Source organism: Nonomuraea sp. NPDC050783, from assembly GCF_040802095.1.
In the GTDB taxonomy this organism is placed as follows: Bacteria; Actinomycetota; Actinomycetes; order Streptosporangiales; family Streptosporangiaceae; genus Nonomuraea.
Genome location: NZ_JBFAHK010000017.1, coordinates 48,685 through 71,497, shown reverse-complemented (window position 1 = coordinate 71,497; position 22,813 = coordinate 48,685). Strand labels below are relative to the sequence as shown.

General features: G+C 71.3%; 26 protein-coding genes. 10 read left to right on the top strand and 16 right to left on the bottom strand.

Annotated features, from left to right (window positions below; all coding sequences use genetic code 11):
• Position 1: 1 nt before the first annotated feature.
• Together AB0H75_RS35295 and AB0H75_RS35290 are read right to left on the bottom strand one after the other, a co-directional pair.
• Positions 2-1,063, bottom strand: coding sequence for an ROK family protein (locus AB0H75_RS35295; RefSeq protein ID WP_367803981.1), 1,062 nt, complete (start codon positions 1,061-1,063; stop codon positions 2-4).
• A gap of 93 nt (positions 1,064-1,156) precedes the next feature.
• Positions 1,157-1,921: a cyclopropane-fatty-acyl-phospholipid synthase family protein gene (locus tag AB0H75_RS35290; RefSeq protein WP_367803980.1), complete on the bottom strand. Its 765-nt coding sequence runs from the start codon at positions 1,919-1,921 to the stop codon at positions 1,157-1,159.
• A gap of 119 nt (positions 1,922-2,040) precedes the next feature.
• On the opposite strand from AB0H75_RS35290, the gene AB0H75_RS35285 reads away from it, so the two are divergent.
• Both AB0H75_RS35285 and AB0H75_RS35280 read left to right on the top strand, forming a co-directional pair.
• A complete protein-coding gene (locus tag AB0H75_RS35285) occupies positions 2,041-3,207 on the top strand; it encodes a DUF418 domain-containing protein (RefSeq protein WP_367803979.1) in 1,167 nt (388 codons plus the stop codon).
• 140 nt (positions 3,208-3,347) lie between these two features.
• Positions 3,348-3,602 (top strand): GntR family transcriptional regulator, encoded by a 255-nt coding sequence (locus AB0H75_RS35280; protein WP_367803978.1) that lies wholly within the window; start codon positions 3,348-3,350, stop codon positions 3,600-3,602.
• A 100-nt stretch (positions 3,603-3,702) separates the two neighbouring features.
• On the opposite strand, the gene AB0H75_RS35275 is transcribed toward AB0H75_RS35280, so the two are convergent.
• Positions 3,703-4,602 (bottom strand): YDG/SRA domain-containing protein, encoded by a 900-nt coding sequence (locus AB0H75_RS35275; protein WP_367803977.1) that lies wholly within the window; start codon positions 4,600-4,602, stop codon positions 3,703-3,705.
• 899 nt (positions 4,603-5,501) lie between these two features.
• On the opposite strand from AB0H75_RS35275, the gene AB0H75_RS35270 reads away from it, so the two are divergent.
• Positions 5,502-6,449 carry a polysaccharide lyase family 1 protein gene (locus tag AB0H75_RS35270; RefSeq protein ID WP_367803976.1) on the top strand — a complete coding sequence of 316 codons (948 nt, stop codon included), beginning with the start codon at positions 5,502-5,504 and terminating at the stop codon, positions 6,447-6,449.
• A gap of 94 nt (positions 6,450-6,543) precedes the next feature.
• On the opposite strand, the gene AB0H75_RS35265 is transcribed toward AB0H75_RS35270, so the two are convergent.
• Positions 6,544-6,960: a hypothetical protein gene (locus tag AB0H75_RS35265; protein WP_367803975.1), complete on the bottom strand. Its 417-nt coding sequence runs from the start codon at positions 6,958-6,960 to the stop codon at positions 6,544-6,546.
• A 302-nt stretch (positions 6,961-7,262) separates the two neighbouring features.
• On the opposite strand from AB0H75_RS35265, the gene AB0H75_RS35260 reads away from it, so the two are divergent.
• Both AB0H75_RS35260 and AB0H75_RS35255 read left to right on the top strand, forming a co-directional pair.
• Positions 7,263-9,113: an ABC transporter ATP-binding protein gene (locus AB0H75_RS35260; RefSeq protein ID WP_367803974.1), complete on the top strand. Its 1,851-nt coding sequence runs from the start codon at positions 7,263-7,265 to the stop codon at positions 9,111-9,113.
• Positions 9,113-10,942 carry an ABC transporter ATP-binding protein gene (locus AB0H75_RS35255; RefSeq protein WP_367803973.1) on the top strand — a complete coding sequence of 610 codons (1,830 nt, stop codon included), beginning with the start codon at positions 9,113-9,115 and terminating at the stop codon, positions 10,940-10,942. Before AB0H75_RS35260 ends, AB0H75_RS35255 begins: the two co-directional genes overlap by 1 nt.
• 223 nt (positions 10,943-11,165) lie before the next feature.
• On the opposite strand, the gene AB0H75_RS35250 is transcribed toward AB0H75_RS35255, so the two are convergent.
• From AB0H75_RS35250 to AB0H75_RS35225, 6 genes are all read right to left on the bottom strand, one after another.
• Positions 11,166-11,657 carry a general stress protein gene (locus AB0H75_RS35250; protein ID WP_367803972.1) on the bottom strand — a complete coding sequence of 164 codons (492 nt, stop codon included), beginning with the start codon at positions 11,655-11,657 and terminating at the stop codon, positions 11,166-11,168.
• A 42-nt stretch (positions 11,658-11,699) separates the two neighbouring features.
• Positions 11,700-12,122, bottom strand: coding sequence for an Hsp20/alpha crystallin family protein (locus AB0H75_RS35245; RefSeq protein ID WP_367803971.1), 423 nt, complete (start codon positions 12,120-12,122; stop codon positions 11,700-11,702).
• Between the two features lie 62 nt (positions 12,123-12,184).
• Positions 12,185-12,943 (bottom strand): hypothetical protein, encoded by a 759-nt coding sequence (locus tag AB0H75_RS35240; RefSeq protein ID WP_367803970.1) that lies wholly within the window; start codon positions 12,941-12,943, stop codon positions 12,185-12,187.
• 108 nt (positions 12,944-13,051) lie between these two features.
• Positions 13,052-13,279, bottom strand: coding sequence for a hypothetical protein (locus AB0H75_RS35235; protein WP_367803969.1), 228 nt, complete (start codon positions 13,277-13,279; stop codon positions 13,052-13,054).
• A 74-nt stretch (positions 13,280-13,353) separates the two neighbouring features.
• Positions 13,354-13,494, bottom strand: a complete 141-nt coding sequence (locus AB0H75_RS35230) for a hypothetical protein (RefSeq protein WP_367803968.1) — start codon at positions 13,492-13,494, stop codon at positions 13,354-13,356.
• Between the two features lie 326 nt (positions 13,495-13,820).
• Positions 13,821-14,225, bottom strand: a complete 405-nt coding sequence (locus AB0H75_RS35225; protein WP_367803967.1) for an ATP-binding protein — start codon at positions 14,223-14,225, stop codon at positions 13,821-13,823.
• A 215-nt stretch (positions 14,226-14,440) separates the two neighbouring features.
• Here AB0H75_RS35225 and AB0H75_RS35220 point away from each other — a divergent pair, with 215 nt between their 5' ends.
• The 4 genes from AB0H75_RS35220 to AB0H75_RS35205 all read left to right on the top strand — a co-directional run bounded on the left by AB0H75_RS35220 (position 14,441) and on the right by AB0H75_RS35205 (position 18,083).
• Entirely contained in the window at positions 14,441-15,619 is a 1,179-nt protein-coding gene (locus AB0H75_RS35220; RefSeq protein WP_367803966.1) for a PP2C family protein-serine/threonine phosphatase, read from the top strand.
• 83 nt (positions 15,620-15,702) lie between these two features.
• The gene (locus AB0H75_RS35215) at positions 15,703-16,191 is read left to right on the top strand and encodes a MarR family winged helix-turn-helix transcriptional regulator (RefSeq protein ID WP_367803965.1); all 489 of its coding nucleotides are present in this window, start codon (positions 15,703-15,705) and stop codon (positions 16,189-16,191) included.
• Positions 16,192-16,205: 14 nt separating this feature from the next.
• A complete protein-coding gene (locus AB0H75_RS35210; protein ID WP_367803964.1) occupies positions 16,206-17,516 on the top strand; it encodes a hypothetical protein in 1,311 nt (436 codons plus the stop codon).
• 30 nt (positions 17,517-17,546) lie between these two features.
• Positions 17,547-18,083, top strand: coding sequence for a hypothetical protein (locus AB0H75_RS35205; RefSeq protein WP_367803963.1), 537 nt, complete (start codon positions 17,547-17,549; stop codon positions 18,081-18,083).
• Between the two features lie 6 nt (positions 18,084-18,089).
• On the opposite strand, the gene AB0H75_RS35200 is transcribed toward AB0H75_RS35205, so the two are convergent.
• The 6 genes from AB0H75_RS35200 to AB0H75_RS35175 form a co-directional block, all read right to left on the bottom strand.
• Positions 18,090-18,494, bottom strand: coding sequence for a hypothetical protein (locus AB0H75_RS35200; RefSeq protein WP_367803962.1), 405 nt, complete (start codon positions 18,492-18,494; stop codon positions 18,090-18,092).
• 87 nt (positions 18,495-18,581) lie between these two features.
• Entirely contained in the window at positions 18,582-19,046 is a 465-nt protein-coding gene (locus AB0H75_RS35195; RefSeq protein WP_367803961.1) for a PPOX class F420-dependent oxidoreductase, read from the bottom strand.
• 43 nt (positions 19,047-19,089) lie between these two features.
• Positions 19,090-19,860, bottom strand: a complete 771-nt coding sequence (locus AB0H75_RS35190; RefSeq protein ID WP_367803960.1) for a MauE/DoxX family redox-associated membrane protein — start codon at positions 19,858-19,860, stop codon at positions 19,090-19,092.
• A 17-nt stretch (positions 19,861-19,877) separates the two neighbouring features.
• The gene (locus tag AB0H75_RS35185) at positions 19,878-20,477 is read right to left on the bottom strand and encodes a cell wall protein (protein ID WP_367803959.1); all 600 of its coding nucleotides are present in this window, start codon (positions 20,475-20,477) and stop codon (positions 19,878-19,880) included.
• 9 nt (positions 20,478-20,486) lie between these two features.
• Positions 20,487-20,936, bottom strand: a complete 450-nt coding sequence (locus tag AB0H75_RS35180; protein WP_367803958.1) for an RlpA-like double-psi beta-barrel domain-containing protein — start codon at positions 20,934-20,936, stop codon at positions 20,487-20,489.
• Between the two features lie 106 nt (positions 20,937-21,042).
• Positions 21,043-21,639 carry a TetR/AcrR family transcriptional regulator gene (locus tag AB0H75_RS35175; protein ID WP_367803957.1) on the bottom strand — a complete coding sequence of 199 codons (597 nt, stop codon included), beginning with the start codon at positions 21,637-21,639 and terminating at the stop codon, positions 21,043-21,045.
• A 101-nt stretch (positions 21,640-21,740) separates the two neighbouring features.
• Here AB0H75_RS35175 and AB0H75_RS35170 point away from each other — a divergent pair, with 101 nt between their 5' ends.
• Entirely contained in the window at positions 21,741-22,706 is a 966-nt protein-coding gene (locus AB0H75_RS35170) for an oxidoreductase (RefSeq protein WP_367803956.1), read from the top strand.
• Positions 22,707-22,813 lie beyond the last annotated feature (107 nt).

Sequence of the window (22,813 nt, the reverse complement as noted above, 5' to 3'; positions counted from 1 at the left end):
GCTAACTTGAGGTCAATCCGCGCGTCGATGCCGGTCCGGGCCGGGCGGTGACGGCCTCGCGGGCCGCGATGGCCGCGCCGCGCGCGCCCGCCATGTCCAGATCGGGCACGAGGGCGAAGACCGTGGCCTCCCGCTGCTCGGCCCGGAGCACCGTGTGCGCGCGCACCCGCTCCAGCATCCAGTCGCGGAAGCGGGCCTCGGCCGCCACCACGCCGCCACCCAGGAAGTAGGCGTGCGGATCGGTGAAGTTGGCCGCGATGGTGAACAACATCCCGAGCGCCCTGGCCTGCTGCTCGAAGACGCCCAACGCGAGGGGGTCGGCGCGCTCGGCGTAGCCGCGCAGCAGCCTGGCCGCCACCGGCAGCGGCTCGGCGGCCAGCGGGTGGTCCGGATGGCGGGCCAGCCAGTGGGGGAGCAGGTTCTTCTCGATGCCGGTCAGCGACGCGACGCTCTCGACGTCGCACACGTTGCCGCAGTTGCACGCCGGTAACGCCTGCCCGTCCTCCAGCAGCCCGCTGGACGGGAGCGGGATGTGCCCCAGCTCCCCGGCCATGCCCGCGGCGCCCCGTACGATCTGCCCGGACTCGACCACCCCGCCGCCCAGCCCGGTCCCCACGATCGCCGACACCGACGACCGCCGCCCGGCCTCCTCGGGACCGAAGTAGACGTGGTGGGCGTAGAGCGCCGCCGCGTTGGCGTCGTTGCTGTAGACGACCGGCAACCCCAGCAGGTCCTCCAGGGCCGTGCGGATGTCGAACCCCGCCCACTCCGGGTGCAGGAAGTTCGTCGAGCCCCGGGACGAGATGACGCCGTTCGCGCTGGCGGGGCCGGGCGTGTCCAGCCCGACCCCCGCGACCGCCGGGCGCGGCACGCCGGTGGCCGCCAGCACCTGCTCCATGGCGTCCGCGAGCGCCCGCAGCGCCGCCTTCGGCCCTTCCCTGACCCGGCTGGGGGACTCCATCATCCCCTGGACGAGGAAACGCCCCGAGGAGTCGAGGACGGTCGCGTTGTTGGCGCTACCGCCGTTGTCGAGACCGACGACGTACCAGGAACCGGAGCCCATGCGTGCCCCTCGGGGAGCCGACCTTCACGAAAGCCTCGCCCACAGCATCGCCGACCCCCGCCGAGGCGGCAAGGCACCCGACCCGCCCGTCCACTACCTCTTCTCGGCGGTGATCAGCGCGAACGACAGAAACTCCCCTCGGTCGGCCTCCAACATGTCGAGCACGGGCCGCTGCGCCGCGCCCGCCTCCCCCTGATGCTCCATCAGGGCCCGCGTCCACAGCAGCCAGTCCCGCCACCCGCCCTCCTGCAACCGGGCCGAGGTGACGGTGACCAGCTCGGTGATCTCCCACTGGAACCGCCACCACTCGGCGGTGTGCCAGGCGATCGCCTCCCACCCGACGACGGCCTTGATGTGGGCGGGAATCGCGCCCAGCTCGCGCACCTCCCGCGTCATGCCGACGGTGGCCATGCCGAGCCGCCCGCCCGGCCGCAGGAACCGCGCCAGGTAGGGAAAGTAGTGGTCGTCGGTCCCGAAGTACTCGAAGGCGTCCACGCTCACGATGGCGTCGAAGCTCCCGTGCTCGAACGGCAGCGCCCGCGCCTCGGCCCGCACCGCCTCCACCCGCTCCCCGACGCCCGCCCCGGCGAAGACCTCCGCGGCCTCCTCCGCGGGAACCCACCAGTCGGCCGCCACCACCCGCACCCCGAACTCCCTGGCCAGGAAGACCGAGGTCGCGCCCTTCCCGGAGCCCAGGTCGAGCACGCGCATCCCGGGCCGCAGGTCCAGCTCGGCGGTCAGGTCCTCCAGCATCCACAGCGGGTTGGGGCCCATGTCGAGCCCGAGGAGCCAGCGCGGATCGTACCCGGACGAACGGGGATAACGATCCGGGCGGATCAGCTCGTCGATCGCACTCATCCGACCGACCCAACCAGTGCCCCGCCACCGCCCGCAACTGAGATACATCGATCGATGTACGGCCGATCTCCTCTCATAAGACGAGGTCAGAGGCATCGGGCCCGGCGAGGCTGGACGGTGTGGGAAAACGTATCGACGCTCTGGACACGCTGCGCGGCATCGCGATCATGGGCACGCTCGGCACCAACATCTGGATCTTCACCGACCCGGCGGGTCCGCTCGGCGTCCTGACCTCCGGCGGCGCCGGGCTCGCCGGCGCGGGCGGGGCCGCGGAGACCTTCCTGCGCTTCCTGTCCAACGGGAAGTTCCTGGGCCTGCTGACGCTGCTGTTCGGCATCGGGATGGAGCTGCAGTACCGCGGCGCGGTCCGCAGGGGCCTGCGCTGGCCGGGCCGCTACCTGTGGCGGGCGGCGCTGCTCCTGGTGGAGGGCACGCTGCACTTCGTCCTGATCTTCGAGTTCGACGTGCTCATGGGGTACGCGATCACGTCGATGCTGGTCGCGTACCTGATCGGCCGCAGCGACCGCACCATCAGGACGTGGATGATCGCGGCAGGCGCCCTGCACGCCGCCCTGGTGGCCCTGCTCACCCTGGCCCTGCTGTCCACCGCCACCGCCACCGCCACCGCCACCGCCACCGCCGAGCAGCCCACGGGCACGGGCACGATCCCGCCCCTGTACACCGAGGGAAGCTGGCCCGACCAGGTGCTCTTCCGCCTCGGCCACGCCCTGCTGTTCCGCCTGGAGCTGGTCCTCATCATCCCGATGGGCGTCGTCCTGTTCCTGCTGGGCACCCTGCTCCTGCGCGCCGGCCTCTTCGAGGACCGCGGGGCCGTTCTGCGCCGCCGCCTGTCCACGATGGGGCTGGGCATCGGGATCCCCTTGAACCTCCTCACCTCGTACGCCGGCCCGTCCTGGTTCGCCGTGGACCGCTACCTCGCCGCCCCGCTGGTCGCCCTGGGCCTCCTCGCCTTCCTGACCACCCTCCTCCTGTACCGCCCTCCGGGCCCGCTCCTGAAGGGCATCACCAACGTCGGCCGCACCGCCCTGTCCTGCTACGTCTTCCAGAACCTGGCGGCCGCCGCTCTATGCTACGGCTGGGGCCTGGGCCTGGCGACCCGCCTGGACCTCGCCCGCCCCTGGTGGATCCCCCTGGCCTGGGCCACCATCTGCCTCCTCTTCACGACCCTGTCCACCGCATGGCTCCGCCGCTTCCCCCGCGGCCCCCTCGAACTCGCCTGGCAATGGGCCTACCAAGCCCCCTGGCGTACCCCCACCCACCACTGACCCGGCACCAGCTCAGACCCGGCGAGGACCCGCCGCCCACCACGTCACGGTCGCCGAACCCTCCCTCCACGACCTCGGCGAAACGCTCTGTTAACCTGAACAGCCCGCACGGCACCGGGCTCGTGCTTAGCGTGCTGGCCATGACGGTTGACCAGCTGGATCCCACACCCATCTACGAGCAGTTGGCACGAATCATCAGGGAGAGGATCAGGGTGGGTGATCTGAAAGAACGTCAGACGGTGCCATCGGAGAGCTCGTTGCAGCAGGAGCACGGCATTGCCCGCGGCTCGGTACGCCGTGCGATGGAGCTCCTACGCGAGGAAGGCTGGGTGATCACCATCCAGGGCCGGGGAACGTTCGTGGCGCCCCGCGAAAAGTGGCCCGAGCAGGGCTGATCTCAAGCCCACACCAACCGCATCCTCTGCAGTAGTCACTCCTGCATGAGGACCTGGCAGCTTATACGTAAGCTGCTGGCGTTCCTTTAATCACCTAAAGTCACTTGATCCAGTAGCTGCGATGTTGTCGTACATATCGGAGATCAATGACATGCTTTGGATGGGTATTGAGCTTGCCGATGACTTGCTGAGTTTTTGTATCCACCACCTTCAAGTCGTCGGTGAGGTAGAGGGCGCCGTGATCGAATCGAAGATGGTCGTTTGGGCATAGGCAGAGTGCGTTCTCTTCGCAGTCTGGGCCATTATGTGGTTCGCCTAGGCCCTGGATGTGGGCAACTTCGCTGGCAGGGCCGCTAGGCAGCTCGATTGTCATTCGGCAGATCTGGCAGATGTTGTTGTGCCACTTTTTGATATTTCTTACTACGCTTGCCCTGCGATTTAGCCGATTTACGGTCTGTTCGGTGCGAGTCGTGGGGGCGAGGTTGTCGGCGGGCCGTGATTCCAGGTCGCCGGTATCTTGCCCGAAGTCTCGTACGATTTCGGTATCGTAAATTTTCTCTAGCCGGAACTGAAGAACGCGAAACCCGTCATCGCGTTCCTTGAACCAATGTCGGACTACGCGGTACAAGCCGTCGTACCGATAACCTGCGGCGGGAGCATGCTCAGATTTCTCTTCGTACCCGCGAATTACGCGTACGGGAAGTCCATCAATCTGGCTTTTGACCAGTCCGGCGTTGCCGCTGGTGAGTTCTTGATCGGCGATCTGGCGTCCTCGTGAGTCCTGTCCTCCCTGACCTGTATAGATAATTGTGTCACCTTCATCACGATCGTCAGGGTATCCACCGTTTAGTACGATGGCGTCAGCCCCTTCGGCCGGCGTGCCAGAGATTCCGTTCTGCTTGTGCGCGTGAAGCCCAGCAAGGCGCAGCGCTTCTCGATCTTCGTAAGTTGTGCCTTCGGGATGACCTGGGATCTCGCCAAATGTCCTGATATACGCCACGCCGAGATCATGCCACCCAGTGGTGACAGATGCACGCGAGTCGGCAAGCTCTGCTGGGCGAGCTGGAGCTGAGATGGGCAGGTGACCCCTGTGGTGCTTCTTCCCCCGCCCTTGGCTCTTCCGCTGCGGGGTTGGGGTCGTCGAACCGGAGGGAGGCAAAGGCTTGCAATCACCGAAGGCATCCCTGTGGAGGGCAGTTTTCGCAGCGTAAAAGCCTCGGTCCGGGATGATCACGACGTTACGTACCCAGAAGTTGCCCAACGGCAATTGGCGAGCTCTGCACGCTCAGGGAGGCTGAAGCGTGGGTCGGCAGAGTGGGAACGAGCTGGCGAGAGCGAAATGAGCTGACTTCAACAACTCACCTCAAGGTGACGAATGGACGCGACTGCTCGTCCTGTACAACGATCCGGAGTCCAACCCGCATCGAACCCCGAGCCTGCGCTGTACCTGTCGCCATTGCCTACCCGTCCAGCATCTCGGTCGGGCTGTCGTGACACTTGTTGCAGCGAACTAGGTGATCAGATGGAAATCTCTTAGCCGGGGCCGCTCAGGAGAGACGACCTGAGTACATCGAGGCCGGCCATTCTGGGCCTCTGCCGCTGGTTGACGGGCGATAACGTCGGCAGCGGATCTGTGTCGGACGAGGTTAGGGGCGTTCTCGGGACGTACACCCACAGGTATGGGAGGGCGCCTTGGCTGTCGGACCTGAAAGTTTCACGGACGGAAAAATTTGTTGTTAGGCCCACAGCCAGGGCTGATGGCTTCTATGGGGGCTGAGGGGAGCCGGTGGGGCGTTGACGGTAGGAAAGCGCTTTCCTATGCTCCCGAGCGTTCGTACATCTGAGTGTCGTTCACATATGTGGACGGCGATCGAGACACGATCAGAAGGAGTACCAACGATGCGAGGTAGCTCCAGGATCATCACGGGTCTCACCGCGGCGGTCACGGCGGTGGCCGGGCTGGCCGTGGCCGCGCCGGCGGCCTCGGCGGCCGAGACCGCGCCGGTCGGGTGGGCCAGCCAGGGCGGCGGGACCACCGGCGGGGGCGGCACGCCTCCGACGACGGTGACCACGTCCTCGGCCCTGACCAGCGCGCTGTCGTCCGGGTCGGCCGCGGTGATCAGGGTGTCCGGGACGATCTCCTGCTCGGGCATGCTGAAGGTGGCGTCGAACAAGACCGTCATCGGCAACTCAGGCGCGGCGATCGTCGGCTGCGGCCTCAACGTCACCAAGGCGTCCAACGTCATCATCCGCAACCTCACCTTCCGGAACTGGAACGACGACGGGATCAACGTCCAGTACTCCACCCGGGTGTGGATCGACCACAACTCCTTCAGCAACGGCTATGACGGAGCGGTCGACATCAAGCGGGCCAGCGACTACGTGACCGTGTCGTGGAACAAGTTCTCCAATCACGACAAGACGATGCTGCTCGGCCACGACGACGGCAACGCCTCCGAGGACCGCGGGCACCTGCGGGTGACGTACCACCACAACTGGTTCGACGGCACCAACCAGCGCCACCCGCGCGTGCGTTTCGGCAACCCGGTGCACGTCTACAACAACTACTACTCCAGCATCGGGTCGTACGGCGTCGCCTCCACCAAGGAGGCCGGCGTGCTCGTCGAGGGCAACTACTTCGAGAACACCGAAGACCCGTACCACCTGGGCGAGGGCAGCTCGCCCGCGGGCAGCCTCGTCGCGCGCAACAACTACTTCGTCAACTCGGGCAGCGGGCAGACGGGCGGCAGCGTCAAGTCGATCCCGTACTCCTACAGCCTGGACGCCGCCGCCAACGTCAAGTCGATCGTGTCCGGTGGGGCGGGGGCCGGGCGGATCAGCATCTGATTCCGTGTCCCCCGTTCCCCCGCCCGCGGCCTCCCCGCCCCCGCCCCCGGGGTCAGGGGAGGCCGCCCGGCGCGGTCCCGGCCGGTACGCGGGCTCAGTCGACGCGTTCGGCGTTGGAGTCGTAACCGCCGCCGCCCGGGTAGACCCAGGCGCCGGTGAGGCGGCGGCCGTCCGGGCTGAAGGTGCCCTGGTAGTAGGCGGGGGAGCCGCGGTCGCCGGCCCAGATGGTGAGGGTGTCGCCGGCGAGCTCGTACGTGTAGTCGAGAGTGCTGCCGTCGTCGCCGTAGTAGCGGGACTTGATGTCGGCGCTGGGCTCGGACATCAGCCGGCGTTCCCTGCCGATGATCTCGATGCCGTGCGTGTCGCCCAGGTGGACGTCCTGCTGGAGGAAGAAGTCGTTCAGCCAGCGGTAGGTGACGCTGCCCTCGTGCCCGCCGGTGATCTTCCAGGTGCCGACGAGCCTGTCCAGGGCGCGCAGGGCCGGGTCGGGGGTGGTGGGGGTCGTGCTCATCGCCGTCTCCTTCCGAACGAACGGGTCGTCGCCTCTGTAGACGGGCGCGGCGGGCGGAACTCATCGGTCCGCGGCGGATTTTCGTCGGGGAAGGGGGCTCCGGGTCCGGGCGGGGGAGGGGTTCGGCGTGTGGCAAGGGCGGGTTCTCCGGACAAGTGGTGTCACTTTTCGTGCATCGGATTTGTGCCCGAAGTGAGGACGCCGGGCCCGCCGGTGCCGGGTAAAACCGTTGGGAAACTGTCGGTCGCCGGTGATAGAAAGCGGGTTCGAAGCCTGTCGAGACGCGGCCGGGGGCGGTGCTTGTGGCGATCAGCAGTTCGGAGTTCTCCGTGTCGGGGCCGCGCCACAACCGGCGCGGGCCGGTGCGGTGGCTCTGGTCGCACCTGCGGCGGCACCCGTTCCAGCTCGCCGGGTTCCTCGGCGGCTCCGTGGTGATGACCACGCTCAACGCGATGGTGCCGCAGCTCACCGGCGGCGCCTTCGACGCCGTGCTGGGGCAGCGCGGCGCGCCCTTGGACGCGCTCGGGCTCATCGCGCTGGCGATGCTGGCGGTGGTGCTGGCGCGGGGCGGGTTCGACCTGGTCGCGCGGCTGTCCAGCGAGGTGCTGGCCAAGCGGTTGGAGCGCGACGCGCGCGACGAGCTGTACGTGAGCCTGCTCGGCAAGAGCCAGACCTTCCACAACCGGCAGCGGGTCGGCGACCTCATGGCCCGCGCCGCCAACGACATCAGGCAGCTCTCCATCATGATCACTCCCGGAGCCGACCTCATCGTCGACTCCGGGCTCACCGGGGTCGTGCCGCTGTTCTTCATGGCGGCCATCGATCCGCGGCTGCTGCTGGTCCCCGCCGTGTTCGCCGTGGTGTTCGCGGCCGCGCTCTGGCACTACATGCGCCGGCTCAACCCGGTCGCGACGCGGATGCGGGAGGAGTTCGGGGATCTCAACGCCGGGCTCAGCCAGGCCGTGCGCGGCATCGAGGTGATCAAGGTGACCGCGCAGGAGGGGCAGGAGCGGCTGAGGTTCCGGGCCAACGCGCGGCGCTACCGCGACTCGTTCGTACGCAACGGGCTGATCCAGGCCCGTTACCTGCCGACGTTGCTGTTCGCGTTCGCGATGGCGGGGGCATTGTGGCACGCCCTCTCCCTGCAGGCCGCCGGGGTGATCAGCGTCGGCGAGCTGGTGGCGTTCATGGGGCTGATGGGGATGCTCGGCTTCCCCACCCAGATGTCGATCTTCACGTTCTCGCTCGTCCAGATCGGGATCGTCTCCTCGCGCCGCATCCTCGACACCATGACCGCCGAGAGCGAGATCGACCAGCGCCCCGACGGGCACGCCGCGTCGATCAGCGGCGAGATCGTCTTCGAGGACGTCACCTTCGGCTACGACGAGGGCGGCGAGCCGGCGTTGCGCGGGGTGTCGTTCACCGTGCGGCCGGGCGAGACCGTCGCGATCGTGGGGGAGACCGGGTCGGGCAAGAGCACCCTCACCAAGCTCGTGCCGCGCATCTACGACGTCACCGGCGGGCGCGTCCTGATCGACGGGGTGGACGTGCGCGAATGGGACCTCGACTCGCTGCGCTCGCAGATCTCCACGATCGAGCAGGACATCGTGCTGTTCTCGCGCCCGGTGAAGGAGAACATCGCCTTCAGCCTGGGGCAGCGGGCCGACCAGGAGGCGGTGGTGCGGGCGGCCGAGGACGCGCAGGCCGCCGAGTTCATCGAGGAGCTGGAGGACGGCTACGACACCGTGATCGGCGAGCGCGGCGTCACGCTCTCCGGCGGGCAGCGCCAGCGGCTGGCCATCGCCCGGGCGCTGCTCACCGACCCGGCGATCCTCGTGCTCGACGACTCCACCAGCGCCATCGACTCCGCCACCGAAGACAAGATCCAGCAGGCCATCGGCCGCATCCTGGAAGGGCGGACGACGCTGCTGATCACCCACCGGCTCTCCCAGATCCGCTGGGCCGACAAGGTGCTGCTGCTGCGCCGCGGGCAGGTCGTCGACTTCGGTACGCACGACGAGCTCATCGCGCGCAGCCGGCTCTACCGGCGGGTGTTCGCCCACTACGACGAGATCGACACCCCGGACGACGGCTCGGACGACACCCCGGGCGGCGGCCGGGTGCTGGCCGGCGAGCAGGGAGGGGCGCGCTGATGGGCTTCCTCATGGACGGCCTCGACGCCGAGGACTACGACCGCACCTACAACGACCGCGACCTGCTGCGCCGCATCCTGTCCTACTTCCGGCCCAAGCTGGGCGCGATGCTGCTGGTCGCCACGATGATCGTGCTGCTGTCGGCGAGCCAGGCGGCCGTGCCCGCGCTGGGCAGCCTGGCCGTGGACGCCATCGCCGACGGCACGATCGGCGAGGTCGGCTGGATGCTCGTGGCGGCCGTCCTGGGCACCGGCGTGCTGTCGTGGGTGTTCAACTACGTCCGGCAGAAGAACAGCGCGCGGGTCACCGGCGACGTGGTGCTGCGGCTGCGCGAGGACGCCTTCGACGCGGTCCTGGAGCGCGACCTGTCCTTCTACGACGAGACGCCGTCCGGGCGCATCGTCAGCCGGGTCACCTCCGACACCGACGACTTCGCCACCGTCTCCACCCTGACGATGGATCTGATCAGCCAGGTGCTGATGGTCGGCTTCGTCACCCTGCTGCTGTTCGCGCGCAGCGCGCAGCTCGCGCTGATGACGTTGCTGGTCGTGCCGGTCGTGGTGGGGCTGGCGCTGCTGTTCAGGCGGCTGGCCAGGGTCAGCACCCGGCGGGCGCAGCGGTCGCTGGGCCGGGTCAACGCCAACCTCCAGGAGACCATGAGCGGCATCGCCGTGGCCAAGAACTTCCGGCAGGAGCAGCAGGTCTACGACGAGTTCCGGCCCATCAACCAGCAGAGCTACCAGGTGACGCTGCGGCAGGGGTTCGTCTTCTCGACCATCTTTCCGGTGTTGTTCACGGTGGCGGGGCTGGCCACGGTCGCGCTCGTGCAGCTCGGCGGGTCGCGGGTGCTGGTGGGCGGGCTGACGGCGGGCGACTGGTACCTGTTCCTGCAGAGCGTGTCGCTGTTCTGGTTCCCGCTGACGTCGATCGCGGCGTTCTGGTCGCAGTTCCAGCAGGGGCTGTCGGCGTCCGAACGGGTCTTCGCGCTGATCGACGCGCCGCCCCGGGTGGTGCAGACCGGCGCGCGGCCGGTCGGGAGGCTGGCCGGGCGCATCGAGTTCCGCGGCGTCACCTTCGGCTACGACCCGGCCAGCCCGGTGCTGCGCGATTTCGACCTGACCATCGAGGCGGGCGAGACGGTCGCGCTGGTGGGGCACACCGGGGCCGGGAAGTCCACGCTGAGCAAGCTCATCACCCGGTTCTACGAGTTCCAGGAAGGCAGCCTGCTCATCGACGGGCAGGACATCCGCGAGCTGGAGCTGGGCGGCTACCGGCGGCAGATCGGCGCGGTGCCGCAGGCGCCGTTCCTGTTCAGCGGCACCGTGGCCGACAACATCCGCTACCCGCGGCCGGAGGCGAGCGACGAGGAGGTGCACCGGGCCGCCGCGGCGGTGGGCGGGGGCGACTGGATCGACGCCCTCCCCAACGGCCTGCGGACGGACGTGGGCGAGCACGGGCGGGCGCTGTCCATGGGGCAGCGGCAGCTCGTCGCGCTGGCCCGGCTGCTCATCCAGGACCCGGCGATCGTGGTTCTGGACGAGGCCACCGCCAGCGTCGATCCGCTGACCGAGGCGCAGATCCAGGAAGGGCTCGACACGGTGCTGTCGGGGCGGACGTCGATCGTCATCGCGCACCGGCTGTCCACGATCGAGCACGTCGACCGGATCATCGTGCTCGACCACGGGCGCATCGTGGAGGAAGGCGACCACCCGACGCTGCTGGCGCGGGGCGGGCGCTACTGCGAGGTCTACAACACGTACTTCCGCCACCAGTCGCCGAACTACCGGGCGGGGGCGGGGTTCGTCGCGGTGGGCGGGGGCGGGGCGTAGGCGTGTCGTCCGCCTGATGGGGCTCGGCGCGCTGACGGCTTTGGCGAGCGTGACGTCGCCGAGATGGTGATCGACGAGCCGGACAGGCACCTGTGGCGGGTGGTGGACGCGGCCTACGACAGGCTGGTCTGCGCCGAGTGCGGTGATCGGCTGAGCCGGGGCCCGGGACGGGGGACAGCGGCGTGCATGTGGCGGGCTTCCTCCTGGGCCGGTCGGCCGGTCCCTACGTGGTCCGCCAGCCGTACGTGACCAGCAGGTTCCTGGCGTCGTCGGCGACCGCGACGTCGGTGACCACGTCGTAGCGCCCGGCCACGATGTCATGGCGGGACACGATCCCGTGGCGTCCGCGCGCGAGCAGATGGCTGACCAGGCCGAAGGCGGCGCCGAAGAGCGCGCCGTAGACCAGGCCGCCGAGTGCCGCCGCGAGCGCGACGCCCGGGTCGCCGGTGACGATCGGCATGAGCAGCCCTGCCGGCATCCCGAACCACACACCGGTGGCCGCGCCGGCCCCGGCCGCGCGCAACGCTGTGGCGCGGCCGAGGACCGTTTCGACCAGGCGCAGATCGGAGCCGACGATACCGGCCCGCTCGACCGGGAAACCGTTGTCGGCCAGGAAGCCGACCGCCTCGCGGGCCTGCTCGGCCGTGGAGTACGAGCCGACGACCGGCCGGTCCGCGGCGTCCGGCAGGACGAGCGTGGGGGCCGTGGTAGCCATGATGATCCTCCTCGGTCCTCCTTCCGCTGGGTCGATCGATGGTCAGGCGGCGGGCCCGGTGGCGTCGCCGCGGGTGATCTCGATCCTGCGCGGTCTGGCGGCCTCCCTCACGGGGATGCGCACGGCCAGCTCCCCGTGCTGGTAGGCGGCCTGGACGTGGTCGGCGTCCAGGTGGTCGGGCAGGTGGACCCGGCGGGTGAACACGCCGGTGCGGCGCTCGCGGACGAAGAACCGCCCGCCCTCCCGCTCGCTGGTCTCCTCCCGGGTGGCGGTCACGGACAGGACGCCTCGGTCCACGGTGACCTCGATGGAGTCCGGGTCGATGCCCGGGACGTCGAAGCGGAGCAGGAGCTCCTCCGGACGGCGGATGACGTCCATCGGCATCGTCGCGCCGACGTTGTCGAGGACCTGCCCTCCCTGTCGTTCGAACGCGTGCGGCAATGGCTCGATCGATGTGAGCAGCATCTCGATACCTCCAAGACAAGCTCTATATAACATATAACTCGACTTAGAGGTTTTGTCAAAGGCTAGGGCGACGGGGAGATCGTCCAGTTGTGGGCCAGGAGCAGCCTGCGGATGCCGTACGCGCCGAGCGGGGTCAGGCGGACGAGCGGGCTGCCGTGGATCAGGTCGAGGACGGGGCCGGGGATGCGCCGGAGGAAGCGGTCGGCGGCGGTGACGGGGTCGCCGGAGGCGTCGTCGTCCCGCCAGAAGGCCCGCACCAGGTCGACGGCGCTGATCCTCTCGCCGGTCCCCTCGCCGGTCCCCTCGGCGGCGGGGGCGAGGACTCCGGCGGTCGTCCAGTCGTCCATGGCGGCTCGTACGCTGTCGAGCACGGCGCTGGGCGTCCGGTGCAGGCCGGTGAGGTCGTGGGTGGCGGCGGCGACGGGGAGCGCGGGGAGCAGGGCGGGGAACGGGCGGTCGGCGAGGTGCACGGCCAGGAGGTGCGCGGTCAGCGGGAAGACGGCCTCCCGCGGGGCCTGGAGGAAGTAGTAGGCGGCGTCCTGCTGCTCGGCCTCCATCCTGGCCCGCAACATCCGCGCCAGCAGCCGGGCCCACCTCTCCAGCCGATCCTCCGCGGAGGCGCCGCCCGCCCCGGCGCCCTCCCGCGCCGGTGCCTGCCGGGCCAGCGCGGACGCCTCCGCCTCGGCGGCCAGCTCGGGAACGGGCGCGGTGGCGTGCGGCCGGAGCGTCCGCCGCTCGTCGTACAAGGGCACGAGCCAGGGGAACAACCCGATGAACACCAGGTCGAACCGCCGGGCCGTACGCGCCGCCTCGTACGTCATGAACGGATCATGCACTGCCTCCGGCCCCCGTGGCGAAGGTGTGCGCAACCGCTATGACGTGAAAGATCTTTCACGCTGGGAACGCGGGACGCCGGGACGCCGGGGCGGTCAGCGGCGCAGGTCGCGGCAGGCCAGGGCGAGCCAGCCGTACGGGACCGCCGGCATCGCCAGCCAGAACCGGTGTGCCTCGTCCCAGGGGCCGAAGCCGCAGGTCGGCGGCCACAGCCTGAACCGGTCCGGCAGCAGGATGGTGGCCAGCACCAGGGCGAGCTGCACCACGACGTAGGGATGGGACGGCTCGGGCGGCGACACCTGGCCGATGATCCACAGTGCCACCAGGTCCTGGCCTGCCCCGCCGCGTCGCAGCCGTCGCTCGGGACCGGCTTGCCGCGGCCGTCCAGGCCGGTCGCTCAGAGTGCCATCTCGGCGGCCAGCAGCGTCCGCTGGTCCGGGTGGCCCCAGGTCGTTGACGGCCTGATGAGGGCCGCGTCGTCGTCGCCGAAGTACCAGGTGAACGGGGTCTGCTCGACACGCGGCAGGCGGGCGCGCACGTCGGAGGCGTGGCGCCGGTGCAGGACGCGCAGGGCGGCGGTGCTGCCCGCGGCGACGGCCGCGACGAGCCGGGCATCGGAGACACCCTCCCCGGGCTCCTGGAACGGCCCGGGCTCCTGGAACGGCCCGGACTCCCGGAACTGCCCGGGCTCCTGGAACGGCCCGGACTCCCGGAACTGCCCGAACTCCCGGAAGTCCCCGAGATCCTGGGACTCCTCAGGATCCCCGGAAGCGCCGGGCTCCCCGGGGGCTGGGGCGGGTGGGGGCGCCGGCGGAAGGTGAACAGGCTCACGCGTCCTCTATCGCATGCCGGGTCCGTCCCGGTTCAGCCGGCCCAGCCGGTGATCACCACCTTTGTCCCCTTGCCCGGCGCGCTCTCCAGGTGGAACTCGTCCACCAGCCGCCTGACGCCGCCGAGCCCGTGTCCCAGGCCGAAGCCGGTGGAGTGGCCGTCGGTCAGCGCCGCGGTGACGTCCGCGATGCCGGGACCCTCGTCGGCGATCGTCAGCCGGAGCCCGGCGCGCGGCGGTGGCAGCAGGTGCTCGATCAGCAGGTCGCCGCCGCCGCCGTGAACGTAGCAGTTGCGTACCAGTTCGCTCGCCGCCGTGATCAGCATGGTCTGCGCCACGAGCCCGAACCCCGCCTCCAGGGACGCCGCGCGTATCGCGTGCCGTGCGGTGAGCAGGTCACGCTCCGCACGTATGGGCAGCGAGAGCGTCCTGCCGGACATCTCAGGCTCTCCGTCGCCCAACACGGACCCTCTCCACGTCGTCCGGTTATTTGTCGCGTGGCAAATATATAGGATCTTGCCGTCGGTCGCGGAGCCCGGGCCCGAGGGGAACTTGACCACAGAGTTATTTGCTAGCGTGCAAATTTATGGCGGCGTTCGGCCGCGCCTGGAGAAGAGGACAAGCGTTGGGCAGCATTTCCGAAAGTGGCTACGCCGTGCGACAGGCGGTTCACGCGGCCGCGCCCTATGCCGTCGCGGAGGCGTTGCGCGAGGCGGTGACCCTGCACTTCGCCGTCGAGCGGGTCGAGGTGCTGCTGGCCGATCCGGCCCTGGTCACGCTCCGTCCCGTCCTCGACGAGCTGGCGCCGGGCGCGCGCGGCGTGCCCATCGACGGCACGCCCGCCGGCCGCGCGTTCGCCGCCCAGGTGCCCCAGCTGGAGGGCAACCTGTTGCACCTGCCGGTGAGCGCGTGCGGCGAGCGGGTCGGGGTCCTCAGCCTGAGCTTCGCCACGCCGCCCGGCACGGAGGTCGTCGAGGACCTGCGGGACGTGGCCGTCGCGCTCGGTCACGCCCTGCGCGACGCCGACCGCATCACCGACCGTTACCACCGGGTACGCCGCGCCGCCCGCCTCACCCTCGCCGCCGAGATGCAGTGGGCCCTGCTGCCCGGCTGCGGCCACCAGGGCGACGGCTACCGCCTGGCCGGCCAGCTCGAACCCGCCTACGCCGTCTACGGCGACAACTTCGACTGGTCCTGCGGCCCCCGCCGGCTCATCCTGTCGGTCACCGACGGCATGGGCGCCGGCGTGGAGGCCGCCATGCTCACCACGCTCGCCATCACCGCCCTGCGCAACGCCCGCCGCTCGGGCGCGGGCCTGGAGGAGCAGGCGGGCCTCGCCGACGAGGCGATCTACGGCCAGTACGGCGGCCGCCTGCACGTCTCGACGCTGCTGCTGCGCTTCGACGCCACCACCGGCGAGGTGGCCATGGTGGACGCCGGCTCGCCCAAGCTCATGCTCATGCGCGCCGGCCAGGTCCGCCACGTCGAGCTGGACCAGCAGCTCCCGCTCGGCATGTTCGGCAACACCGCCTACACCGAGCAGCACCTGCGGCTGGAGCCCGGAGACCGGCTCATCATCGCCAGCGACGGCGTCCACTCCTCGCGCTCCCAGGGCGGCGTGGAGTTCGGCGTCGCGTCGCTGGAGGCGCTGATCAAGTCCACCCGGATGCAGCCCGCCGACGAGGCGGTACGCACGATGATCCGGGGACTGCTGGACTTCCGGCAGGGTATGGAAGTGCTGGATGATGCGGTGGTGGTTTGTCTCGACTGGACCCCCGACCCCGATTCGAGACAAGAGCCATCGCAGACGCGCCCCGACCGAGACCTACCATGACCGGCACTACCTCATTGAGTGGATAGCGAGTGATAGACGAGCCTGTCCCGACTGCTGGAGCACCTGACCCCTTCGTCGGCCACTTGCCGCCGACGGAGTGGGCTGTCATCGAGCGAGAGGCCGCGGCCCTGGTGGCCGTCTGGGGCCGCTCGCGGCAGGCGTTCGCCACGAAGGTGTCCTCCATCCAGCTCCAGGCGCTCCTGACCATCGAGAGACACGAGACGATCAACCTGGGCAGCCTGGCCGCGGCGCTCGGCGCGGTGCCCTCCTCCGCCAGCCGCCTGTGCGACCGGCTGGAGGCCGCCGGCCTGGTCCGGCGCTCCCACTGCGAGGAGGACCGGCGCGAGCTGACGCTCTCCCTCACGCCCTCGGGCCGCTCCCTCGTCGAGGAGTTGCAGCAGCGGCGGCGCGACGACCTGGCGCGGGTGCTCAGCGAGATGCCGGCGGCCGGGCGCATCGCGCTGCTGCGCGGGTTGCAGGCCTTCGCCGAGGCGGCCGACCGGATCACGGCGCGCGAGACGCCCGAGGAGGACGACGACTGGACCCAGATCGCCGCCCGCCTCCTCGCCTGAGGGTGACGGCACGGATGGCCGCGCGGGTGAGGGGTGTTGGCCCGCTGCTGGTCGCGTTCGCTCTCGTGGTGGCGGGCTGCGCGGCCGGGCGGGAGACGCGTGGCGCCCCGCCGCCGGTGCCCGCCTCCTCGTCCACCCCGGCGTCCGCCTCCTCGGCCGTGTCCGCCGCGCCGGACGACGGCTCCCCGACGCCGGGCCCGGTCGTCACCCCGGCCGCCGCCACCGCCGCCGGCGGCTGGCGCTACGCCTACGTCAGCGACCGGCCCGGCTCCCGCCTCACCGATGTCACCGCCGCCGGCCCCCGCGAGGCCTGGGCCGCCGGCGCCGAGGAGGACCGGCTCCTGCTCCTGCGCCACGACGGCACCGCCTGGCGCAGGGCCGAGCCGCCGCCCGGCGCGCCCGCGGTGCCGGCGGGCGCGGACGTGCGCGTCGCCGCCTCCGGCCCCCACGACGTCTGGCTGCTGCTGCCCGAGGTCTCGGCCGGCGACCAGGTCGAGTCCCTCACCGCCGTCCGCTGGGACGGCACCGCCTGGCACCGGGTCCCCGGGCGCGTCGAGGCCCCGGCCGTCGCCGACTTCGCGGTGCTCGGCCCCGCCGACGCCTGGGCCGTCTACGGCGCCGACCGCCCGCAGGCCGCCCACTGGGACGGCCGCGCCTGGACCGAGGTGCCCCTGCCCGCGGACGCGACGGCGCTGAGCGGCACGAGCCCCACCGACCTGTGGGCGGTCGGCTCCCGCCGGTCCGGCCCGGGCATCACCGACACCGAGCTGAGCCAGCCCGCCGCGATGCACTGGGACGGCCGCTCCTGGCGGCTGGTCCCCACCCCGTCGTACGCCTTCCCCCCGCCCAAGCCGCCCGAGGGCAGCGCCGGGCTGGACGGCGTGCTCGCGCTGTCGTCCACCGACGTGTGGGCGATCGGCGCCCACACCTTCAACCACGGCGAGACGGACGACGAGCCGCCCGACCCGCCCGCGATCCTCCTGCACTGGGACGGCCGCCGCTGGAGCAGGCACCCCGCCGTCCCTCAGGCCGGTTACTGCTGCCCCCGCCTGGCCCCGGACGCCTCCGGCGGCGTCCTGGTCGTGACCGGCAGCCCGCGCCTGCGCGACACCTGGCGGCTGGCGCCCGCCGGCGGCCCCGGCCGCTCCGGCGGCACGGGCGGCACCGCGACCCGGCTGCCGCGCCTGCCCGCCGTCCCCGGCCTGAAGCGCTCGCAGTTCTTCACCCCCGAGGGGCTGGCCCGCTCGGGCGCCACGTGGGCGGCCGGCACGCTGGAGGCCGACGGCGGTTTCTGGCGCCGCGCCGCCATCGCCGCGCTCTCGTGAGATCGGCCGCGGTGTGGTGGAATCCGCGGAGTGGACAAGGATCGGGCCCGGCAGTCAGCCGGGGAGTCGCTTCTCTACTTCTTCGTGCTCCTGCTGCTGAGCGGCGGGCGCCTGGCGTACTTCTACACGCCCAGCGGCGAGACGGTGGCGTACACCGGCTGGTACGAACCGCTGCGCGGCACGCCCATGACGGCCGCCTACGAGTCGGTCCTGGCGATCAGCACCGACGTGCCCCAGGGCCTGCTCACGCGGCAGCTCCACGTCAAGGTGACGACCGTCCTCGCGCTGGGCACCGTGGTGTGGGCCCTGCTCGGCCGCTTCCGGTACGCCCTGGCCGTGCTGGTGCTGATCGCCGTGGCCGGCACGGCCGGGTACGGCGCCGCCGACGAGATCGTCCTGGTGGAGCTGCCCATCCCCGTCTGGTACGGCCTGCACCTGGCGGCGGCGCTGGCCATCGCGGTCACGCTGGTGGTCTCCTCCCGCCGCGAGGCCGCCCGGCGGCCGCGTACGCCCGCCTTCGTGGCCCTGGCCGCGGGGCTGGCGCTGCTGGCGGTCTACGTCCTCTGACCGGCGTCAGCCCATCGTGAGCACGGGCTTCCACGTCGAGCACTCGCCCGTCGGGCGGGCGGCGGTGCCGCGGCAGACCTGGACGCGGATCTGCACCACGTTGCGGTAGTCCTTCTTGAACGTGCCCACGCCCGGCTGGCAGTTGTAGAAGCCGTAGGTCTTCCAGCGCCCGTTGCGCGAGTCCTGGGCCTTGAGCACGGCCCACGCGCAGCCCTTGCCGCGCGTGTCCTCCAGGTTGCCCCGCACCTGGTAGCCGAACTGGTGGAGGTACACCTTCCCCCACGAGCCCGCCATGCCGTCGGCGGAGTAGGCGGGGCCCCACTTCCAGACGGCCGGGGTGGCCGAGGCGGGCGTGGCGGCCACCCCGAGGGGCAGGACGACGGCGGCGGCGAGGACGGCGAGCAGACGCACGAGGGGTCTCCGTAAGAAAGCATGAATCGGACACCTCTACTAATAGGCCCCCATACTTGCGAGCGGCTTGGAGCCCAATGGTCCTCTCTACGGCGCCAGCCGGGCGGGGAAGCCGCCGGTGGCGATCGGGCCCCAGCGCTCGATGTGCAGGCGGATCAGCGACTTGTCCTGGCGGCGCATGGCCTCGCGGTACTCGTCCCAGTCGGGGTGCTCGCCGGCGATGCACCGGTAGTACTCGACCAGCCCGTCCAGCGCCTCGGGCATGTCCAGCACCTCGGCCCGGCCGTCCACCTGCACCCAGGGGCCGTTCCAGTCGTCGGACAACACGCAGATCGACACCCGCTCGTCCCGCCTGGCGTTGCGGGCCTTGGCCCGCTCGGGATAGGTGGACACCACGATCCGCCCGCCCTCGTCCACGCCGCAGGTGACCGGCGAGAGCTGCGGGCGGCCGTCGGCGCGGGCGGTGGACAGCAGGCCGTGGTGCCGGGGGCGGAGGAAGTCGAGCAGCTCGGGCAGCTCGACGCGGCGCGCGGTGGCGATGTTCGGAGCCATCTTCGGAGTGCCTTTCGGGTCGGACGGGAGTCCGATCCTTTCATCAGGCGAGGGCGGCCTCGTCGACCAGGGCGACCCTGACGGTACGCGGGTCGTCGCCGCCCAGCGGGAGCGCGAAGACCGCCGTGCGGTCGCCGGCCCCGTAGACCACGAACCGCGTCCCGTCCTCGTCCCAGGTCTCCCGCACGTCCGAGGTGAGCCGGGCGGACGCCGAGCAGTACGCGGGGCTGCGGCGCAGCAGGTGCAGCGAGGTCTCCAGCGGCACGTCCCCGGCGGGCGGGACGGCCAGCGGCGGGCACAGCCGGGCGCGCAGGCGGCGCAGCGGGACGAGCCAGTGGCGGTCCAGCTCCGCCGAGAGGGCGAGCAGCGCCACGACCTCCAGGACGGCCAGGGGCACGAGCGGCGGGTGTGCGCCCGTCGCGCCGGTCGCCAGCAGGCCGGCCGCGAGCAGCAGCCCGGCGCGGGCGAAGGCCCGCACGTCCACGGGGCGGGAGTGCCCGCCCAGGCAGCCGCACGAGGTGGCCGGCGCGGCCACGGAGGCGTAGGCGAGGTAGGCGAGGAACCCCGCCGACAGCAGCGCGGCGGCCGCGCCGTCCAGGGGGTGGACCGGCGGCACGAGCAGCGCCGCGGCCACGGCCAGCTCCGCCAGCCCCACCAGGCGGAGCGCCGGGACCGCGCGCGCCGCGCCCACGAGCCGGGCCAGGGCGGTCCGCCCGGCCTGGGCCCGCGTCCGCCGGCTGAGCAGCTTCACCAGCCCCGCCCAGAGGAGGAAGAGGGCGATCACGTACGGCTGCGACGCGGCGATCCCGTCCATCACGGTCCTCCTGGTTCCTAGTGCGGCGAGAAGACGGTGGCGATGTCGACCTCGTTGGTGTCCGGCCGCCAGGCGCCCAGGATCTGCACGTGCTGGGCGACCTTCAGCAGCGACAGGTCGGAGGTCGGCGGGGACTCGGAGTGGACGGCGACCGACGTGCCGGGCACGACGTGGCACAGCACCTCGTGCCCGTTGTGGTCCAGGTGGAGGGTCTGGTGCTTGATGTCGGTGATGTGGCCCTTGATGTTGACGATGTTGAGCCACACCGCCTCGGCGGCCAGCATCCCGTCGGGCATGCGGACGCCGCGCGCGTACAGGCCGTCACCCGGCCTGGCCTGGTCGAAGCCGACCGGGCCGAGCTTCCACAGGCTGGTGCCGTCCACGACCCTGATGGTGTGGAAGACCATGTTCGAGCCGAGGACGAGCAGCGTGTTGTCCTTGATCGAGCGGATCCGGCCCTCGGCGAAGTTCGGGTCGGGGGCGCCGGGCTCGGCGTCGGGGGCCGCGGCGGTGGCGAAGGCGGCCTCCGGGCCGAGCGAGCCGAGCGCGGTGGCGGCCACGACGCCGGCGCCGCCGCCGAGCACGGCGGACCTGAGCACATCCCGTCTGCTGCGCATGCCCGCCCCCTACACCGTCGAGATCTCGGCCGGGCGCAGGCCCGCGGACAGGCTGGCGATCCGGCTGAACGCGGCCGGGGTGAGGTCGATCAGCCGGTTGCTCGCGCAGGTGGCGCCGCAGCAGCTCTGCTCGCCGCAGAACAGGTCGGTCTGCGGGCCGCAGTCGGCGATGGTGGTGACGACGCTGGTGCCGGTGCACAGTGCCGTGGTGCGGTGCTGGAAGCCGCAGGTCCGGCGCGAGAGGCTGAAGCCGCAGCTGTCGGGGCGGGTGATGGCCCAGCAGGCGTCGGAGGTGTTGGGCCAGGCGTGTTGCAGGTTGCCGGAGTTGCAGGTGCCGCAGGCTCCCTTGCCGGTGCTGCTGCAGGGGCCCCAGGCGTTGCCGCAGCAGAACCAGGAGACCTCACCTTGGACGGGGCCGAGTAAGTCGGCGGGCGGTCCGGCGGACGTGGTACGCGCCATGCGCGTCTCCCTTCGGGTGAGCTTCGGGGGGTTGAAGCTTTCCGACTCGATCTATGAGTACCATGTAAGGATTTTTCGTCAATGCCCGATTTGTAGAAGGCCCGATCTACAGGGCGCCGGCGCGCGCGGCGGCCAGCGTGACGCGTACCGCGTGGTCGGCGGTCGTCTCGTCGACCGGGTCGGCGGTGACGAGCAGGCGCAGATAGATCGGCGCGGCCAGGGTCTTCAGCACCTCGGCGGGATCGACGCCCCGGGGCAGTTCGCCGCGCTCGACGGCACGCGTGACCACCGGCTCGGCCCTGGCGAGCCGGTCGGCGAAGACCCGCCGCCGGGCCGCGGCGATCTCCGGCAGGTGGGCCGCGCCGGTGAACATGGCGGCGAGGACGGCCCGCCCGGACGGGCTGGTGAACGTCTGGACGATCGAGCGGGCCAGCGCCCGCAGGTCGTCCTCGACGGCCCCGGTGTCGGGCACGGGGATGTCCGCCGCCATGTGCTCGGCCAGGGCGTCGGCGAGCAGCGTCTCCCGGTCCTTCCACCGCCGGTACACCGTCGTCTTGTGGACCCCGGCGCGCTGGGCGACGTTCTCGACGGTCAGCGCGGCGTAGCCCTTGTCCACCAGCTCGGCGAGGGTGGCGGCGTGGACGGCGGCCCGTACTTTGGCGCCGCGGCCGACCGGCCGGGCGGGGGACTGCTCAGGCTGCATGGCAACTCCGAGTTGCGATGTTCGGCGGCGGGTGACACGATCATCGTATCGCAACTTGAAGTTGCGATACGAGTTCCCGCTCTCCTCTGAGGTGGCACACCATGCGCAGATCCCCCGGATGGACCCCGCGTTCCATGCCCGGCCAGGCCGGCCGGATCGTGGTGGTGACCGGCGCCAACAGCGGCATCGGCTACGTCACCGCCCGCGAGCTGGCCCTCCGCGGGGCGCACGTCGTCCTGGCCTGCCGGAGCCCCGAACGGGGCCGCGACGCGCTCGGCCGCCTGCGGGCGGAGGCCCCCGCCGCCCGCCTGGAGCTGCGCCGGGTGGACCTGGGGAGCCTCGCCTCCATCCGCGCGTTCGCCGCCGCCTGGGACCATGACCGGCTCGACCTGCTGGTCAACAACGCGGGAGTGGCGATGGTGCCCTACGCGCGGACCGCCGACGGGTTCGAGTCGCAGTTCGGCATCAACCACCTGGGCACCTTCGCCCTGACCGGCCTGCTGCTGCCCCACCTGCTCGCCGCGCCCGATCCGCGCGTGGTCACCGTCAGCAGCGAGGGCCAGCGCTTCGCCCGCTTCGACCTGGGCAACCTCAACGCCGAGCGCGGCTACCGGACGGCCTTCGCCTACGTGGCCTCCAAGCGGGCCAACCTCCACTTCGCCATGGAGCTGCAACGCCGGGCGGACGCCGCCGGGCTGAGGCTGCGGAGCATGGCCGTCGCCCCCGGGCTCACCCGCACCAACGTGCTCACCGGCGGCGCCAACAGCGGCAGGGGGCGGCTGTACGCGGCCCTCACGCGCCTGCTGCTGCGCCTGGCCTTCCGCCCGGTCCAGGAGGGGGCGAAGACCTCGCTGTACGCGGCGACCGTACCGGACCTGCCGGGGGGCAGCTACGTCGTCCCCGACGGCCTTCTGCAACTGCGTGGCGAGCCCGTCCGCCGCACCCGCGAGCGCGCCGTCCGTGACACCGGCACGGCCGCACGCCTGTGGCTGATGTCCGAACGCCTGACCGGCGTCACCTACGCGCCGCTCGCCGCCCCGGCGGCCCGCCCGCCGCGGGGCCGCTGACCGCCGGTGTGTCCCAGGGGGCCGACCGCGCCACCGGCGTGCTCGCGCCGGCCGGGGGCCGGGACCCGCACCTGGGACGGGGGTACTGCTCGGGACCGGTGGGTGTC

Bases quoted from the DNA above. Each gene is read 5' to 3' on its own strand.
- AB0H75_RS35290 (WP_367803980.1), bottom strand. From the start codon at position 1,921: ATGAGTGCGATCGACGAGCTGATCCGCCCGGATCGTTATCCCCGTTCG.
- AB0H75_RS35255 (WP_367803973.1), top strand. From the start codon at position 9,113: ATGGGCTTCCTCATGGACGGCCTCGACGCCGAGGACTACGACCGCACC.
- AB0H75_RS35240 (WP_367803970.1), bottom strand. From the start codon at position 12,943: ATGACGTACGAGGCGGCGCGTACGGCCCGGCGGTTCGACCTGGTGTTC.
- AB0H75_RS35180 (WP_367803958.1), bottom strand. From the start codon at position 20,936: ATGGCGCGTACCACGTCCGCCGGACCGCCCGCCGACTTACTCGGCCCC.
- AB0H75_RS35190 (WP_367803960.1), bottom strand. From the start codon at position 19,860: ATGGACGGGATCGCCGCGTCGCAGCCGTACGTGATCGCCCTCTTCCTC.
- AB0H75_RS35175 (WP_367803957.1), bottom strand. From the start codon at position 21,639: ATGCAGCCTGAGCAGTCCCCCGCCCGGCCGGTCGGCCGCGGCGCCAAA.
- AB0H75_RS35295 (WP_367803981.1), bottom strand. From the start codon at position 1,063: ATGGGCTCCGGTTCCTGGTACGTCGTCGGTCTCGACAACGGCGGTAGC.
- AB0H75_RS35195 (WP_367803961.1), bottom strand. From the start codon at position 19,046: ATGGCTCCGAACATCGCCACCGCGCGCCGCGTCGAGCTGCCCGAGCTG.
- AB0H75_RS35210 (WP_367803964.1), top strand. From the start codon at position 16,206: ATGGCCGCGCGGGTGAGGGGTGTTGGCCCGCTGCTGGTCGCGTTCGCT.
- AB0H75_RS35185 (WP_367803959.1), bottom strand. From the start codon at position 20,477: ATGCGCAGCAGACGGGATGTGCTCAGGTCCGCCGTGCTCGGCGGCGGC.
- AB0H75_RS35280 (WP_367803978.1), top strand. From the start codon at position 3,348: ATGACGGTTGACCAGCTGGATCCCACACCCATCTACGAGCAGTTGGCA.
- AB0H75_RS35270 (WP_367803976.1), top strand. From the start codon at position 5,502: ATGCGAGGTAGCTCCAGGATCATCACGGGTCTCACCGCGGCGGTCACG.
- AB0H75_RS35225 (WP_367803967.1), bottom strand. From the start codon at position 14,225: ATGTCCGGCAGGACGCTCTCGCTGCCCATACGTGCGGAGCGTGACCTG.
- AB0H75_RS35265 (WP_367803975.1), bottom strand. From the start codon at position 6,960: ATGAGCACGACCCCCACCACCCCCGACCCGGCCCTGCGCGCCCTGGAC.
- AB0H75_RS35170 (WP_367803956.1), top strand. From the start codon at position 21,741: ATGCGCAGATCCCCCGGATGGACCCCGCGTTCCATGCCCGGCCAGGCC.
- AB0H75_RS35245 (WP_367803971.1), bottom strand. From the start codon at position 12,122: ATGCTGCTCACATCGATCGAGCCATTGCCGCACGCGTTCGAACGACAG.
- AB0H75_RS35250 (WP_367803972.1), bottom strand. From the start codon at position 11,657: ATGGCTACCACGGCCCCCACGCTCGTCCTGCCGGACGCCGCGGACCGG.